This window comes from Pseudomonas sp. ArH3a, assembly GCF_022648765.1.
Lineage (GTDB): Bacteria > Pseudomonadota > Gammaproteobacteria > Pseudomonadales > Pseudomonadaceae > Aquipseudomonas.
Genome location: NZ_CP080330.1, coordinates 930,454 through 945,498 on the forward strand (window position 1 = coordinate 930,454; position 15,045 = coordinate 945,498).

The following is a 15,045-nucleotide window of genomic DNA, read 5'->3' on the forward strand; positions in this document are numbered from 1 at the left end:
GATCGAATGTGGGAGCGGGCTTGCTCGCGAAGGCTATTTATCAGGCAACACTGACCTGACGACGAACCGGCGTCGTCCAACGCTCCGACAAAATCACCCCGCCCAACGTCAGCAAACCACCCACCAAGTGGTACATCGCCAACTCCTCCTTCAACACCACCGCCGCAATCAACGCGGTAATCAACGGCAGCAGGTTGAAAAACAGCGTGGTTCGGCTTGGCCCCAGGGTTTTCACCGAGTGCATCCACGCCAGTGGCGCGACCATCGACGCCAGCAAGCACGCGTACAACACCAGCGGAATGTTCGCCCAGCCCAGGCCCGCCTTGGTCGAGAACAGGAACAGCGGAAACAGCACCACCACCGCCACCAGCACTTGCAGGTACAGCAGCACCAACGGCGGCAGGCGCAGCTGCCATTTTTTCAGCAAGGTGCTGTAGACCGCGTAGGCCAGGGTGGCAATCAGCATCATGGCGTCGCCCAGGTTGAGCCCGTGTTGCAGCAACGCGCCCAGGCTGCCGGCCGAGACCACCACCACCACGCCTGCGAACGACAGCACCGCGCCGGTTAGTGCGCCAAAGGTCAGGCGTTGGCCGAGGCTGATGATGGCGGCGGTCAATGACATCAACGGCATCAGCGAGAGGATGATGCCCATATTGGTGGCGCTGGTCAGGGTCGCGGCGTAGTAGGCCAGGCTCTGATACACCGCCATGCCGAGCACGCCGAGGATGAAGATCTTGCCCAGGTTCGGGCGGATCAGCGCCCAGTTGGCGATCACCGGCTTGAGCATGAACGGAGTGAACAGCAGCGCCGCCAGCAACCAGCGGTAAAAGCCGATTTCTGCGGGGAAGATAGTGCCCACGGCCAGTTTGTTGACCACGGTGTTACCGGCCCAGATAAAGATAGCCAGCAGGGGGTACGCGTATTGCATCGAAAGAAACCAGGTGTGTTGATGAGGCAGGATTATCCCCTGTCTGGATCGAAGCCTATACTGCGATCCAGACAAATGACCTTTGTATCCAGACAATATGGCCAGACATACCGTACGCCTCGCGGATTTCCACAGCCTGCCGAGCCCGGTCTACTTCCGTTACTCCGAATTTGCCCCGGACACCGAGTGCACACCGCACCGGCATTTGTGGGGTTCGCTGGACTACTCAGCCAACGGCGTGATGCGCATGGAAGTGGCCGGCAGCCGCTTTATGTCGCCGCCGCAGTACGCGGTATGGATCCCGCCCAATACCGAGCACAGCTCCTACAATGCCCAGGCGATTGTCTACCGCTCGGTGGGCCTGGCCCCGGCACTCTGCGAGCAATTGCCCAAGGCGCCCTGCACCTTGGCGATCAGTGAAATCCTCAAGGCCATTCTCAGTGATTTTGCCCAGCGTGACGTCAACATCCCGCAGACCGAGGCCGACATCCGCCTGGCCCAAGTGTTGGTGGATCAACTCAAGCAAGCGCCGATTCACGATTGCTTCCTGCCTTACGCGCGCCACCCCGGCTTGCTGGGTGTGCTCGAAGGCATGCAGGCCGAGCCCGGCGACAACCGCCCGCTGGCGCAATGGGCGCAGCAGGTGCATGTGAGTGAGCGGACATTGGCGCGCCAGTTTGTGCGAGAGCTGGGCATGAGCTTCGGCGAATGGCGCCAGCGTCTGCGTTACCTGGCGGCCATCGAAGCCCTCGACAGCGACCACAGCGTGCAACACGTGGCGTTTGACCTGGGCTACAGCACCGCCTCGGCCTTCATCGCCATGTTCCAGCGCCACGCCGGCTGCACCCCGGAGCAGTATCGTCGAACAAATATACGTAGCCGGTGAAGATGTAACAGGCTTTGACTACACTGCTGCGTAGGCCGTGCCCCCCGGCACGGTAACAGGGAGAAAACTCCATGAAGATGCTGCGTATTCCGTTGTTGATGATGGGCCTGCTGCTGTGTTCCCAAGGCTTTGCCGCTACCGCCCAGCAAAATAAAATGACCACCTGCAATGCTGACGCCACCACCAAGACGCTTAAAGGCGATGATCGCAAGGCCTTTATGAAGACCTGTTTGTCGGCGCCAGCCGCCAACGACGCCAAGACCCTGACCCCACAGCAGCAGAAGATGAAAGACTGCAACGCCACAGCGAAAACCAAGGCGTTGACCGGCGATGCGCGTAAGACCTTTATGAGCACTTGCCTCAAAGGCTGATCACGATTTCGCCAACGTTGGAGCTCAATGTGGAAGCTGGCTTGCCTGCGATAGCATCACCTCGGTAGGCCTGATAGGCCGAGGCGCCTGCATCGCGGGCAAGCCCGGCTACCACACTTGATCGCATTCACACCCTGGCCTCTCGCTTGATTCCCTCAAGGCTGGCAGACTGCCCATCCTTTAACGCCGTTCGTTTTGAGGCTGTATGCCAACGTTTTCTCAGCGTCACGTGTTGTTGTTGGTCAGTTGCATCATCATTTTCGGTGGATTACTGCTGGTCCTGCCGCTCAAGCTGCTGCCCAGCCTGTTGGCCGGCCTGCTGGTCTATGAGCTGGTCAACATGCTCACCCCGCAGTTGCAGCGGCTGATCGAAGGCCGCCGTGCGCGCTGGCTCGCCGTGGCCTTGCTCGGCACGTTGATCGTCAGCGTGCTGACGTTGATCTTCGCCGGCGCCATCAGCTTCCTGCTCCACGAAGCGGAAAACCCCGGGGCTTCCCTCGACAAATTCATGGGCGTGGTCGACCGCGCGCGCGGCCAATTACCGCCGTTTCTCGACGCCTACCTGCCCGCCAGCGCCGCAGAATTTCGCGTGGCTATCGGCGATTGGCTGAGCAAACACCTAAGCGAGTTGCAACTGGTCGGCAAAGACGCCGCCCACATGTTCGTCACCTTGCTGATCGGCATGGTCCTCGGTGCGATCATCGCGCTGCAACGCGTGCCCGACGTGACCAAGCGCAAACCCCTGGCTGCCGCGCTGTTCGACCGCCTGCACCTGCTGGTCCAGGCGTTTCGCAACATCGTCTTCGCCCAGATCAAGATTGCCGCGCTCAACACTATGTTCACCGCGATCTTCCTCGCGGTGGTGCTGCCGCTGTGCGGGATCCACCTGCCGCTGACCAAAACCCTGATCGTGCTGACCTTCTTGCTTGGCCTGCTGCCGGTCATCGGCAACTTGATGTCCAACACCCTGATCACCATCGTCGCGCTGTCGATTTCAATCTGGGTGGCGGTGGCGGCGCTGGGGTATTTGATCGTGATCCACAAGGTCGAATACTTTCTCAACGCGCGCATCGTCGGCGGGCAGATCAGTGCCAAGTCGTGGGAATTGCTGCTGGCGATGCTGGTGTTTGAAGCCGCATTCGGCTTGCCGGGCGTGGTGGCGGGGCCGATTTATTACGCGTATTTGAAGAGTGAACTGAAACTCGCCGGCATGGTTTGACTGACATCGGCGACGTTGGGCTGCGAAGCGGCTCCAGTTTCAGGTACTCCCGAGTGGCTGGTTTTGGGGCTGCTGCGCAGCCCAGCGCGGGGCAAGCCCTAATGCCGTTCAGTTAAGCGCCGCTCCCACATTTAATTTTCGCTGCTTTGGGCATTGCGTTCGCTTAACTGAACGGCATTAGGGCAAGCCCGCTCGCCACAGAGGGGGCTGTGGCAACTGGGGTTTCAGGTGTGCACAGGTCAAAATGTGGGAGCGGGCTTGCCCGCGATGGCGTCGGGTCAGTTGATAAATACATCGACTGACACTTTACTATCGCGGGCAATCCCGCTCCCACCTATGGATTTGCTGTGTTAGTGAAGGTCAGCTGCCGTAACGCTTGCTTGCTTCAATCGCCAAACCACTGCCGATACTGCCAAAGATATTGCCTTCCACATGCCGCGCATTCGGCAGCATCGCCGAAATGCTGTGGCGCAGTGCCGGTATCCCGCTGGAACCGCCGGTAAAGAACACCGTGTCCACCTGCGCCACTTCCACCGACGCATCGGTTAGCAATTTGGTAACGCTGTTACGCACGCGCTCCAGCAAACCATCAATCGCCGATTCGAACAGGCTGCGGCTCAGGTCCACGCTCAACCCTGGCTCAACCCGGTCCAGCAGCACATGGCGGTTGTCTTCGTGGGTCAGTTGGATCTTGGTTTCTTCCACTTCCATCGCCAGCCAGTGCCCAGCGCGCTGTTCGATCAGCTTGAACAGGCGGTCGATGCCGCCGGTGTCTTCGATGTCGTAGCGCATGCTGCCCAGGGCCAACTGGGATTTTTGCGAGTACACCGAGTTGATGGTGTGCCAAGTGGCCAGGTTCATGTGGTGGCTGGTGGGCATGTAGGCGCCGCTTTTCATGCGGCTGCCGTAGCCGAACAGCGGCATCATGCCGGCCAGCGACAGTTGTTTGTCGAAGTCGGTACCGCCGATGTGCACGCCGCCGGTGGCGAGGATGTCATCGTGGCGGTTGTCGTTGTGACGGCGGTCCGGCGACAGGCGCACCAGCGAGAAGTCGGACGTACCACCGCCGATGTCGACAATCAGCACCAGCTCTTCTTTCTCGATGGTGGACTCGTAGTCGAAGGCTGCCGCAATCGGTTCGTACTGGAACGAAATGTCCTTGAAACCGATCTTGCGTGCCACATCGACCAGGGTGTTCTCGGCCTCTTGGTCGGCCATCGGGTCGTCATCGACAAAAAACACCGGGCGGCCCAGCACTACTTCCTCGAACTCACGGCCGGCGGTGGTCTCGGCGCGGCTCTTGAGCTGGCCGATAAACAGCGCCAGCAGGTCGGTGAACGGCATCGCCGTGCCGAGTACGCTGGTGTCGTGCTTGATCAGCTTGGAACCCAGCAGGCTCTTGAGCGAGCGCATCAGCCGGCCTTCGTAGTTTTCCAGGTATTCGTGCAGGGCCAGGCGCCCGTAGACCGGGCGGCGCTCCTCGAAGTTGAAGAACACCACCGACGGCAACGTGATCTTGTCGTCCTCCAGCGCAATAAGCGTCTCCTCGCCGGGGCGGATCCAGCCGACGGTGGAGTTGGACGTGCCGAAGTCGATACCGCAGGCACGGGCTGGGGATGGGTTTTTCATGTCTATCTGGTTCCGGTTGAAAAACGGCCGCGCAGTGTATGCCAGTCGAAGGCGGATGCGTAGGCCGACCATCCGTTAAATCGTGCTTGAAAGTGCGGGATTTGCCCCCACATCTGTTGCATACGGTTAGCGCCGATAACACTTTTACGTACCCTCAGGCCACAACACTCAACAGGTGCAAAGCAACGCACGTTGTGGCCCAGGCTGTGCGATCTCGATTAAGGATGGTGAACCGCCGATGGATTTCAAAGACTACTACAAGATTCTGGGTGTCGAGCCGACGGCTGATGACAAGGAAATCAAGGCCGCCTATCGCAAGCTCGCGCGCAAATATCACCCTGACGTGAGCAAGGAAAAAGACGCCGAAGAAAAATTCAAGGACGCGTCCGAAGCCTATGAAGCGCTTAAAAGCGCGGACAAGCGCGCGGAATACGACGAACTGCGCAAATACGGCCAGCACGGCCAGCCGTTCCAAGGGCCTCCGGGCTGGCAGAGCCGTGGCGGTTATGGCGGTGGCGCGGGCACTGAAGACTTCTCCGACTTCTTCAGCTCGATCTTCGGCAACCGAGGCGACGGCTTCGGCGGTGGCGGCCAGCGCCGCTCAACCGGGCGCAAGGGCCAGGATGTGGAGATGCAACTGTCGGTGCTCCTCGAAGAGACGTTGTCCACCGAGTCCAAGCAGATCAGCTTCCAGGTGCCGCAATACGACGCCTCGGGTCGCCACGTGAGCAACACCACCAAGAGCCTGAACGTGAAGATCCCCGCCGGCGTGGCCGACGGCGAGCGCATCCGCCTCAAGGGCCAGGGCGCGCCGGGTATTGGCGGTGGGGCGAATGGCGACCTGTACCTGATCATCAAGTTCGCGCCGCACGCCAAGTTCGAAGTGGATGGCGAAAACCTGATCATCAACTTGCCCCTGGCGCCGTGGGAGTTAGCGCTGGGCGCTGAGATCGCCGTGCCGACCCTGACCGGCAAGATCAACCTCAAGGTGCCGGCCGGTAGCCAGAACGGCCAGCGCATGCGCGCCAAGGGCCATGGTTTGCTGAACAAGGCCGGGCAGCGTGGCTATTTGTTCGTGCAGCTCAAGGCCGTGATGCCACCGGCAGGTGATGACGAGGTGAAAGCGTTGTGGCAGGAGCTGGCGCGGAAAGCGGCCTTTAACCCGCGCGAGAACTTCTAAATCGACACCCAGTGGGGGCTGGCAAGCCAGCTCCCACATGGATAGTCAGAACAGGAAATACCGCTGGGCCATCGGCAGTACTTCGGCCGGCTCACACCACAGCAACACGCCATCGGCCTTGACCTGATAGGTCTGCGGGTCCACTTCGATGTCCGGCAGGTAGTCGTTGTGGATCAGGTCGGTTTTCTGCACGTCGCGGCAACCTTTAACCACCGCAATCTGCTTCTTCAACCCCAGGGCTTCGGGCAACCCGGCGTCCTGTGCTGCCTGGCTGATAAAGGTCAGGCTGGTGGCGTGCAGCGAACTGCCGAAGCTGGCGAACATGGGGCGGTAGTGCACCGGTTGCGGGGTGGGGATCGAGGCATTGGCGTCGCCCATCAAGCTTGAAGCAATCGCGCCGCCCTTGAGAATCAAGGTCGGCTTGATGCCAAAAAACGCCGGGCGCCACAGCACCAGGTCGGCCCATTTGCCCACCTCGATTGAGCCGACGATATGGCTGATACCGTGAGTGATCGCCGGGTTGATGGTGTACTTGGCGATGTAGCGCTTGGCGCGAAAGTTGTCATTGCCTGGGCCGTCACCGGGCAGGGCGCCACGCTGTTTTTTCATCTTGTCGGCGGTCTGCCAGGTGCGCGTGATCACTTCACCGACGCGGCCCATGGCCTGGCTGTCGGAGCTGATCATCGAGAACGCGCCGAGGTCGTGCAGGATGTCTTCGGCGGCGATGGTCTCGCGGCGGATGCGGCTTTCGGCGAAGGCCACGTCTTCGGCAATGCTCGGGTCCAGGTGGTGGCAGACCATCAACATGTCCAGGTGCTCGTCGATGGTGTTACGAGTGAACGGCCGGGTCGGGTTGGTGGAGCTGGGCAGCACGTTCGGGAAGCCGCAGGCTTTGATGATGTCCGGCGCGTGGCCGCCACCGGCACCTTCGGTGTGGTAGGTGTGAATAGTGCGGCCCTTGAGCGCGGCGAGGGTGGTTTCGACGAAGCCGGACTCGTTGAGCGTGTCGCTGTGGATCGCTACCTGCACGTCGTATTCGTCGGCGACGCTCAGGCAGTTGTCGATGCTGGCGGGCGTGGTGCCCCAGTCTTCATGCAGCTTCAAACCGATGGCGCCGGCCTTGACCTGCTCGACCAACGGCCCCGGTAAACTGGCGTTGCCCTTGCCGGTAAAGCCGATGTTCATCGGGAACGAGTCGCTGGCCTGCAGCATGCGCGCCAAATGCCACGGGCCGGAGGTGCAGGTGGTGGCGTTGGTGCCGGTGGCCGGTCCGGTGCCGCCGCCGATCATGGTGGTGACGCCGCTGGTCAACGCTTCTTCGATCTGCTGCGGGCAGATGAAATGCACGTGGGAGTCGATGCCGCCGGCAGTGAGGATCATGCCTTCACCGGCGATCACTTCAGTGCTGGCGCCGATGGCCATGGTCACGCCGGGCTGGATGTCCGGGTTACCGGCTTTGCCGATCGCGTGAATGCGGCCGTTTTTGAGGCCGACGTCGGCTTTGACGATGCCCCAGTGGTCGATGATCAGCGCGTTGGTGATCAAGGTGTCCACGACCTCATGGGCGAGCAACTGGCTCTGGCCCTGGCCATCGCGGATCACCTTACCGCCGCCGAATTTCACTTCTTCGCCGTAGACGGTGAAGTCTTTCTCGACTTCGACGAACAGCTCGGTGTCGGCCAGGCGGACCTTGTCACCGACGGTGGGGCCGTACATGTCGGCGTAGGCTTGTCTGGAAATCTTCATGTGTGTGTCCTCGATCGTTCCCACGCTCTGCGTGGGAATACATCCTGTGACGCTCTGCGTCACGACGTTAAGAGCGGACGCGGAGCGTCCATGGCGGCATTCCCACGCGTAGCGTGGGAATGATCAGTCGAGGTCACCCATGATCCGCCCGGCAAACCCAAACACCCGGCGCCCACCGCTCAAATCCACCAACTCGATTTCACGACTTTGCCCCGGCTCAAACCGCACCGCCGTGCCCGCCGCAATATTCAGGCGCATGCCACGGCTCGCGGCGCGGTCAAAGGTCAGCGCGTCATTGGTCTCGAAAAAATGGTAATGCGAGCCCACCTGGATCGGCCGGTCGCCGCTGTTGGCCACGCTCAGCGTGACGGTGCGCCGGCCCACGTTCAGTTCGATGTCGCCAGGCTGGATCTGATATTCACCAGGAATCATGCAGGTTGCCCCAGGGTCTTGAAGTAGATAGCGGTCGGGCTGTAGCGCCCGTCCGGGCTTTGGCAGTAGTCGGGCAGCTCACCGATCTTGGTGTAGTGCAGCGACTGGTAGAAGGCTTCGGCACCGGAGCCGGCCTCGGTGTCCAGGTACAGCAGGCCGCGCTTGTGCTGGCGCGCGGCGAGTTCCAACGCGCCCATCAGTTGCTGGCCCAGGCCATGGCGGCGCGCACTGCTGTGTACCAACAGCTTTTGCACTTCGGCGCGGTTCAGGCCGTTGGCTTTCTGGCACAGCGCCAATTGCACGCTGGCGATCACCTGTTCGTCGCGCACCACCACCCAGAGCAACAGGCTGGCGTCTTCAATACTGGCTTGTACGCCCTTTAGATAGTCGCGTGCCTGGGCGTCATCGAAGTCAGCCATGAAGCCGACCGACGCGCCGTGCTGCACCGCGTCCAGCAACAGCTCAATCAAACCCAGGCGGTAATGGGCAAAACTTTCAGCATTCACTCGACGCAGTTGTGCAGCGCTCATCGATCTCACTCCTTGGGCGGTTCTGCGCCCGGGTTCAATGTCAGTTGCATAAAGGTCAGGTCCAGCCAGCGGCCGAACTTGATGCCCACTTGCGGCATTTGCCCGGTGGTGATGAACCCCAGGCGCTCATGCAGGCGAATAGATGCCTGGTTACCGCTTTCGATGGCCGCGACCATCACATGCTTGCCGCAGGTGCGGGCACGCTCGACCAGCGCTTGCATCAGGCGCGGGCCGAGGCCTTTGCCGCGCTGGTCATTGCGCACGTACACCGAGTGTTCAACGCTGTAACGGAAGCCTTCGAAGGGGCGCCAGTCGCCGAACGAGGCGTAGCCGGTGACTTCATCGTTTTCCACCGCCACCAGGATCGGATAGGCCTGGGCCTGGCGCGCACTGAACCAGGCCTGACGATTGGCCAGGTCGACCGGTTGTTCGTTCCAGATTGCCGTGGTGTTAAGCACCGCGTCGTTGTAGATGTCTCGAATGGCCGGCAGGTCTTGCCAGGTTGCATCACGAATCATGGCCGTGCCTCACGCGATGGGCTGGTGGACGGTGACCAGCTTAGTGCCGTCGGGGAAGGTGGCTTCCACCTGAATATCCGGGATCATTTCCGGGATGCCTTCCATCACCTGTTCGCGGCTGAGCAGGGTGGTGCCGTAGTGCATCAGGTCGGCGACGGTACGGCCATCGCGGGCGCCTTCCATCAAGGCGGCGGAAATGTAGGCGATGGTTTCCGGGTAGTTGAGCTTCACGCCCCGCGCCAGGCGGCGTTCGGCGACAAGGCCAGCGGTGAAGATCAGCAGTTTGTCTTTTTCCCGTGGGGTCAAATCCATGGTTCAAGGTCCTTCAAAGAATGCATTTTTAACTACAACAGAGATCAACTGTGTGAGCGGGCTTGCTCGCGAATGCGGTCGATCAGTTAAAGAGGTGTCGACTGACACACCGCATTCGCGAGCAAGCCCGCTCCCACATTTTGATCTTCATGTGCTCCAAATTCGTGGGGCCACGGCTTCCCGCCCCAGCACCACCGGACGTAATAGTTTCCATAAATCAATCAACCAACCCCGCGCCAGCAGCGCTTCACTGGCCAGGCAACGGGCGACCAGCAGCCCGGGCAATTGGGTCAGGTCACCACGCACCGCGTGGGGCAGGGCGCGGCAGGTTTCCAGCAGTTCAGGTTCGATGTCGCCCGTCACCAGCAACGTGGCAAACACCGGTTGCCCGTCCAGCCCGATGGGCGAGTCGAGCAACCCGTCGGCGCCCACAATGCGCTGGCGCTCATGCCAGAGCAACTGGCCGTCGCGGCGAATATCCAGGTGCGATTGGAAGTGGCCGAGGTCGAAACGCTCGCCACTGGCCGGGCGGCCGAGGGCGACCACATCCCAGTAAAACAGCCGCGCATCGCCTTGCAGGTCAATGCGCGTGGTGAGTTCGGCCTGGGCAGCGCTGAACACGATGGTTTCCTGGGGCAGCCATTCCAGCGTGGCGCCAGCTTCCACGGTCAAGTCGAGCTGCTGAAACGCCGGGCCGCTGGCGCGGTACCACTTGGCGGCGCCGGGGCTGGTCAATTGCGCCCAGGCGCCTGCGCCGACATGGGCGCGGATGTCCAGGCGATCACCGCCGGCAATCCCGCCGGGCGGGTGCACGATGATGTGCTGGCACACCTCGGGGCCTTCGGCGTACAGGTGCTTTTGCACGCGCAGCGGGCCGAGGTGGCGGCGCATCACCGGGCGCGTGGTGTCGCCGAAACGCGCGTAGCCGAGTTCCAGCTCGGCGTGCCAGCTGGGGGTGAACAGGGCAGGGGAAACGGGCAGGTTCATGTTCTAGTGCTTATCGTTAGGACGCTACAGATTAGATGGTAACCAAGCCGCGCACACCCTCACTTTCCATATTTTCACCTCGGCCTTGCTGGACGATCTCTCCGCGAGACATCACCAAGTATTGATCCGCCAGTTCGGCAGCAAAGTCGTAGAACTGCTCTACCAACAGAATCGCCATGTCACCGCGCGCGGCGAGCTTCTTGATGACCATACCGATTTCCTTGATCACCGACGGCTGAATGCCCTCCGTAGGTTCATCCAGAATCAACAGGCGCGGTCGGCTCGCCAGGGCGCGGCCAATTGCCAGCTGTTGCTGCTGGCCGCCGGACAAGTCGCCGCCACGGCGGTGCTTCATCTGCAGCAATACTGGGAACAGTTCGTAGATAAACGCCGGTACTTCCTTGGCTTCGGAGCCGGGAAAACGCGAGAGGCCCATCAACAGGTTCTCTTCCACCGTCAGCCGCGCAAAAATCTCCCGGCCCTGGGGCACGTAAGCGATGCCGGCGTGCACGCGTTGGTGCGGCTTGAAGCCAGTGATGGCCTTGCCTTCCCAGTTCACCGCGCCTTCTTTGGCTGGCAGCAGACCCATCAGGCACTTGAGCAAGGTGGTCTTGCCCACACCGTTGCGGCCAAGCAGGCAGGTGACTTCGCCGATCTTCACGTCAAAGGACAGCCCGCGCAGGATGTGGCTACCGCCGTAGTATTGGTGCAACTTGTCGACTTGCAGCATGTTCAAAATCTCCTTAATTCCCTGGTAGGAACCGGATCAAATGTGGGAGCTGGCTTGCCTGCGATGCAGACAACTCGGTATGTCTGATGGACCGAGGTGATGCCATCGCAGGCAAGCCAGCTCCCACATTGATTCGGTTCCCACAGTAAGCGGTCTGTGTCTGGCTCAACGGCCGAGGTACACCTCGATCACCCGCTCATTTTCCTGCACCTGTTCCAGCGACCCTTCGGCCAGCACGCTGCCCTGGTGCAACACGGTCACGTGGTCGGCAATCGAGCCGACAAAGCCCATGTCGTGCTCCACCACCATCAGCGAGTGTTTGCCCGCCAGGCGCTTGAACAGTTCGGCGGTGAACTCGGTTTCGGCGTCGGTCATGCCCGCCACCGGCTCGTCCAACAGCAGCAACTGCGGGTCTTGCATCAGCAGCATGCCGATTTCCAGGAACTGCTTTTGCCCGTGGGACAAAAGCCCCGCCGGGCGCTGTACCGAGGCGGTCAGGCGGATGGTGTCGAGCACTTCATCGATGCGGTCTTTCTGCTCGCCACTCAGGCGTGCACGCAGGCTGGCCCACACAGATTTGTCGGTTTTCTGCGCCAGCTCCAGGTTTTCGAACACGCTGAGCGCTTCGAATACCGTGGGTTTCTGGAACTTGCGCCCGATACCCGCCTGGGCGATCTGCACTTCGCTCATGCTGGTCAAATCGAGGGTTTCGCCGAACCAGGCCTTGCCGTGGCTGGGGCGGGTCTTGCCGGTGATCACGTCCATCAACGTGGTCTTGCCCGCGCCGTTGGGGCCGATGATGCAGCGCAATTCGCCGACGCCGATGTAGAGGTTCAAGTCGTTGAGCGCCTTGAAACCGTCGAAGCTGACGCTGATGTCCTCCAGGGTCAGGATGGTGCCGTGGCGGGTGTTGAGGCCCTTGCCTGCGGCCTGGCCGAGGCCGATCGCATCGCGGCTGCTGCCCGCATCGAAAATAGGTTCGAGCATGACATTCCTCATTTCTTCAGCAAGCCGATAACGCCCTTGGGCAGGTACAGGGTGACGATGATGAACAGCGCCCCCAGGAAGAACAGCCAGTACTCCGGAAAAGCCACGGTGAACCAGCTCTTCATGCCGTTCACCACGCCAGCGCCGAGCAATGGCCCGATCAAGGTTCCACGCCCGCCCAAGGCCACCCACACGGCGGCTTCGATGGAGTTGGTCGGCGACATCTCGCTGGGGTTGATGATGCCCACTTGCGGCACATACAACGCCCCGGCCAGGCCACACAACACTGCGCTCAGCACCCACACAAACAGCTTGAAACCACGCGGGTCGTAGCCGCAGAACATCAAGCGGTTCTCGGCGTCGCGCAACGCGGTCAGCACCCGGCCGAACTTGCTCTGCGCCAGGCGCCAGCCGGTGTACAGGCTCGCGACCAGTAACACCACCGTGGCAAAAAACAACACCGCCCGCGTGCCTGGCTCGGTAATGCCAAAGCCCAGGATGCTGCGGAAATTGGTGAAACCGTTATTGCCGCCAAACCCGGTCTCGTTGCGGAAAAACAGCAGCATCCCGGCAAAGGTCAGCGCCTGGGTCATGATCGAGAAATACACGCCCTTGATCCGCGAGCGGAAGGCGAAAAACCCGAACACCAGCGCCAGCAAACCCGGGGCCAACACCACCAGGCACATGGCCCAGAGGAAGTGCTCGGTGCCGGTCCAGTACCAAGGCAGCTCGGTCCACGACAAAAAGGTCATGAACGCCGGCAGCTCATCACCGGAGGCCTGGCGCATCAGGTACATGCCCATCGCATAGCCGCCAAGGGCAAAGAACAAACCGTGGCCGAGGGACAACATGCCCGCGTAACCCCACACCAAATCCAGCGCGAGGGCGACGATGGCGTAGCAAAGGATCTTGCCCACCAGCGTCAGGGTGTAGGCCGACACCTGCAGCGGGTTGTCCGCAGGCAGCAGCGAGCACAACGGCAACGCCAGCAGCAGGATCAGGATCACCACGCCCACTGCAATCGTGACTTTGGGACCGGCCTTTTGCGTGGCCGTAAGCATCAATGGCTGGTTCATCAGTCGATCACCCGTCCTTTCAGTGCGAAGAGTCCTTGCGGGCGTTTCTGGATAAACAGAATGATCAGCGCGAGGATCAGGATCTTGCCGAGCACGGCACCGATCTGCGGTTCGAGAATTTTGTTGGCGATGCCCAAGCCGAAGGCGGCCATCACGCTACCGGCCAACTGGCCGACACCGCCGAGCACCACCACCAGGAACGAGTCGATGATGTAGCTCTGGCCCAGGTCCGGGCCGACGTTGCCAATTTGGCTCAGGGCCACACCACCTAAACCTGCGATACCGGAGCCCAGGCCAAAGGCGAGCATGTCCACCCGCCCGGTGGGTACGCCGCAGCAGGCGGCCATGTTGCGGTTCTGGGTGACCGCACGCACGTTGAGGCCCAGGCGGGTCTTGTTCAGCAGCAGCCAGGTCAGCACCACCACGCACAGTGCAAACGCGATGATCACGATGCGGTTGTACGGCAGCACCAAGTTGGGCAGCACTTGAATGCCACCGGACAGCCAGGCGGGGTTGGACACTTCGACGTTCTGCGCACCGAACACCAGGCGCACCAGCTGGATCAGCATCAAGCTGATGCCCCAGGTGGCGAGCAGGGTTTCCAATGGGCGGCCGTAGAGGTGACGAATCACCGTGCGTTCCAGGGCCATGCCGATGGCGGCGGTGACGAAGAATGCCACCGGCAGCGCGATCAGCGGGTAGAACTCAATCGCGGCGGGCACATAGCGCTGCATCATCAGCTGCACCATGTAAGTGGAATACGCGCCAAGCATCAGCATCTCGCCGTGGGCCATGTTGATCACGCCGAGCAGGCCGAAGGTGATCGCCAAACCCAAGGCCGCGAGCAGCAGGATCGAGCCCAAGGACATGCCGCTGAAGGCCTGGCCGAGGATCTCGCCGACCATCAATTTGCGTTTGACCTGGGCCAGGCTGGTCTCGGCAGCGGTGTGCACGGCGGCGTCGGTTTCGACACCGGGCGCGAGCAACGCTTCAAGGCGCGTGCGGGCCAGGGGGTCGCCAGTGCTGCCGAGCAAACGCACGGCAGCGAGGCGCACGACCGGGTCGGTGTCGACCAGTTGCAGGTTGGCCAGGGCCAGGCTGAGGGCGGTGTGCACGCCCTCGTTGGTTTCGGCGGCGACCTGCTGGTCGAGGAATTTGAGCTGCGCAGGTACAGCGGTTTTTTGCAGGGTTTGCGCGGCGACCAGGCGCACCTTGGGGTCGGCCGCGAGCAATTGCTGGCTGGCCTGTACGTTGTCGATCAGGCCGCGCAGGCGGTTGTTCAAGCGAACGGTTTTGGTTTCACCATTGACCGTGAGCTGGCCTTGTTGCAGCGCGTCCACCAGCTCGATGCGCGCCGGGTCGGGCTGGGCGGCCCAGTCCTGGAGCAGCTTGGCTTGTTGCATCGGGTTGGCGTTGAGGAAATCTTCGGCGTCGCTGGCGTGTGCGGCGAAAGGCAGCATGAGCAGCAAGGCCAGGATCAAGCGGTAGAGGGCAGTGGGCATAACAAAATGTCC

The 15,045-nt window shown here is 61.4% G+C and carries 16 protein-coding genes; 4 read left to right on the plus strand and 12 right to left on the minus strand.

Annotated features, from left to right (window positions below; genetic code table 11):
* Positions 1–40: 40 nt before the first annotated feature.
* Positions 41–928 (minus strand): DMT family transporter, encoded by an 888-nt coding sequence (locus K0P33_RS04060; RefSeq protein ID WP_094949758.1) that lies wholly within the window; start codon positions 926–928, stop codon positions 41–43.
* Between the two features lie 97 nt (positions 929–1,025).
* On the opposite strand from K0P33_RS04060, the gene K0P33_RS04065 reads away from it, so the two are divergent.
* The 3 genes from K0P33_RS04065 (at position 1,026) to K0P33_RS04075 (ending at position 3,404) form a co-directional block, all read left to right on the plus strand.
* Positions 1,026–1,814: a helix-turn-helix transcriptional regulator gene (locus tag K0P33_RS04065; RefSeq protein WP_094949759.1), complete on the plus strand. Its 789-nt coding sequence runs from the start codon at positions 1,026–1,028 to the stop codon at positions 1,812–1,814.
* Positions 1,815–1,885: 71 nt separating this feature from the next.
* Complete coding sequence (locus K0P33_RS04070) at positions 1,886–2,185, plus strand: PsiF family protein (protein WP_094949760.1); 300 nt, start codon at positions 1,886–1,888, stop codon at positions 2,183–2,185.
* A 205-nt stretch (positions 2,186–2,390) separates the two neighbouring features.
* On the plus strand, positions 2,391–3,404 hold the full coding sequence (locus K0P33_RS04075; RefSeq protein WP_094949761.1) for an AI-2E family transporter: 1,014 nt from the start codon (positions 2,391–2,393) through the stop codon (positions 3,402–3,404).
* Positions 3,405–3,764: 360 nt separating this feature from the next.
* On the opposite strand, the gene K0P33_RS04080 is transcribed toward K0P33_RS04075, so the two are convergent.
* Entirely contained in the window at positions 3,765–5,033 is a 1,269-nt protein-coding gene (locus K0P33_RS04080) for an Hsp70 family protein (protein ID WP_094949762.1), read from the minus strand.
* Positions 5,034–5,271: 238 nt separating this feature from the next.
* On the opposite strand from K0P33_RS04080, the gene K0P33_RS04085 reads away from it, so the two are divergent.
* A complete protein-coding gene (locus tag K0P33_RS04085; protein ID WP_094949763.1) occupies positions 5,272–6,213 on the plus strand; it encodes a DnaJ C-terminal domain-containing protein in 942 nt (313 codons plus the stop codon).
* Positions 6,214–6,258: 45 nt separating this feature from the next.
* Here the strand turns inward: K0P33_RS04085 and ureC are convergent, their stop codons facing one another.
* The 10 genes from ureC to urtB all read right to left on the minus strand — a co-directional run bounded on the left by ureC (position 6,259) and on the right by urtB (position 15,033).
* Positions 6,259–7,959, minus strand: a complete 1,701-nt coding sequence (gene ureC, locus K0P33_RS04090) for an urease subunit alpha (RefSeq protein ID WP_242154144.1) — start codon at positions 7,957–7,959, stop codon at positions 6,259–6,261.
* A gap of 123 nt (positions 7,960–8,082) precedes the next feature.
* Positions 8,083–8,391 carry an urease subunit beta gene (locus K0P33_RS04095; protein WP_094949765.1) on the minus strand — a complete coding sequence of 103 codons (309 nt, stop codon included), beginning with the start codon at positions 8,389–8,391 and terminating at the stop codon, positions 8,083–8,085.
* On the minus strand, positions 8,388–8,921 hold the full coding sequence (locus tag K0P33_RS04100) for a GNAT family N-acetyltransferase (protein WP_094949766.1): 534 nt from the start codon (positions 8,919–8,921) through the stop codon (positions 8,388–8,390). The genes K0P33_RS04095 and K0P33_RS04100 overlap by 4 nt, the downstream gene beginning before the upstream one ends.
* Before the next feature lie 5 nt (positions 8,922–8,926).
* Entirely contained in the window at positions 8,927–9,439 is a 513-nt protein-coding gene (locus K0P33_RS04105; protein ID WP_094949767.1) for a GNAT family N-acetyltransferase, read from the minus strand.
* A 9-nt stretch (positions 9,440–9,448) separates the two neighbouring features.
* Complete coding sequence (gene ureA / locus K0P33_RS04110; protein ID WP_003171437.1) at positions 9,449–9,751, minus strand: urease subunit gamma; 303 nt, start codon at positions 9,749–9,751, stop codon at positions 9,449–9,451.
* A 147-nt stretch (positions 9,752–9,898) separates the two neighbouring features.
* On the minus strand, positions 9,899–10,738 hold the full coding sequence (locus K0P33_RS04115) for an urease accessory protein UreD (RefSeq protein WP_242154147.1): 840 nt from the start codon (positions 10,736–10,738) through the stop codon (positions 9,899–9,901).
* A 31-nt stretch (positions 10,739–10,769) separates the two neighbouring features.
* Positions 10,770–11,468, minus strand: coding sequence for an urea ABC transporter ATP-binding subunit UrtE (gene urtE / locus K0P33_RS04120; RefSeq protein WP_094949769.1), 699 nt, complete (start codon positions 11,466–11,468; stop codon positions 10,770–10,772).
* A 165-nt stretch (positions 11,469–11,633) separates the two neighbouring features.
* Positions 11,634–12,467 (minus strand): urea ABC transporter ATP-binding protein UrtD, encoded by an 834-nt coding sequence (gene urtD, locus K0P33_RS04125; protein WP_162530288.1) that lies wholly within the window; start codon positions 12,465–12,467, stop codon positions 11,634–11,636.
* A complete protein-coding gene (urtC, locus tag K0P33_RS04130; RefSeq protein WP_242154149.1) occupies positions 12,464–13,531 on the minus strand; it encodes an urea ABC transporter permease subunit UrtC in 1,068 nt (355 codons plus the stop codon). The genes urtD and urtC overlap by 4 nt, the downstream gene beginning before the upstream one ends.
* Positions 13,531–15,033 (minus strand): urea ABC transporter permease subunit UrtB, encoded by a 1,503-nt coding sequence (urtB, locus tag K0P33_RS04135; protein WP_242154152.1) that lies wholly within the window; start codon positions 15,031–15,033, stop codon positions 13,531–13,533. The genes urtC and urtB overlap by 1 nt, the downstream gene beginning before the upstream one ends.
* Positions 15,034–15,045: the final 12 nt, after the last annotated feature.

Coding starts and splice junctions, on each gene's coding strand:
- urtE (WP_094949769.1), bottom strand. CDS start 11,468: ATGCTGCAAGTCGACAAGTTGCACCAATACTACGGCGGTAGCCACATC.
- K0P33_RS04065 (WP_094949759.1), top strand. CDS start 1,026: ATGGCCAGACATACCGTACGCCTCGCGGATTTCCACAGCCTGCCGAGC.
- K0P33_RS04060 (WP_094949758.1), bottom strand. CDS start 928: ATGCAATACGCGTACCCCCTGCTGGCTATCTTTATCTGGGCCGGTAAC.
- K0P33_RS04115 (WP_242154147.1), bottom strand. CDS start 10,738: ATGAACCTGCCCGTTTCCCCTGCCCTGTTCACCCCCAGCTGGCACGCC.
- K0P33_RS04100 (WP_094949766.1), bottom strand. CDS start 8,921: ATGAGCGCTGCACAACTGCGTCGAGTGAATGCTGAAAGTTTTGCCCAT.
- K0P33_RS04105 (WP_094949767.1), bottom strand. CDS start 9,439: ATGATTCGTGATGCAACCTGGCAAGACCTGCCGGCCATTCGAGACATC.
- urtD (WP_162530288.1), bottom strand. CDS start 12,467: ATGAGGAATGTCATGCTCGAACCTATTTTCGATGCGGGCAGCAGCCGC.
- K0P33_RS04075 (WP_094949761.1), top strand. CDS start 2,391: ATGCCAACGTTTTCTCAGCGTCACGTGTTGTTGTTGGTCAGTTGCATC.
- urtB (WP_242154152.1), bottom strand. CDS start 15,033: ATGCCCACTGCCCTCTACCGCTTGATCCTGGCCTTGCTGCTCATGCTG.
- ureC (WP_242154144.1), bottom strand. CDS start 7,959: ATGAAGATTTCCAGACAAGCCTACGCCGACATGTACGGCCCCACCGTC.
- urtC (WP_242154149.1), bottom strand. CDS start 13,531: ATGAACCAGCCATTGATGCTTACGGCCACGCAAAAGGCCGGTCCCAAA.
- K0P33_RS04080 (WP_094949762.1), bottom strand. CDS start 5,033: ATGAAAAACCCATCCCCAGCCCGTGCCTGCGGTATCGACTTCGGCACG.
- K0P33_RS04085 (WP_094949763.1), top strand. CDS start 5,272: ATGGATTTCAAAGACTACTACAAGATTCTGGGTGTCGAGCCGACGGCT.
- K0P33_RS04070 (WP_094949760.1), top strand. CDS start 1,886: ATGAAGATGCTGCGTATTCCGTTGTTGATGATGGGCCTGCTGCTGTGT.
- K0P33_RS04095 (WP_094949765.1), bottom strand. CDS start 8,391: ATGATTCCTGGTGAATATCAGATCCAGCCTGGCGACATCGAACTGAAC.
- ureA (WP_003171437.1), bottom strand. CDS start 9,751: ATGGATTTGACCCCACGGGAAAAAGACAAACTGCTGATCTTCACCGCT.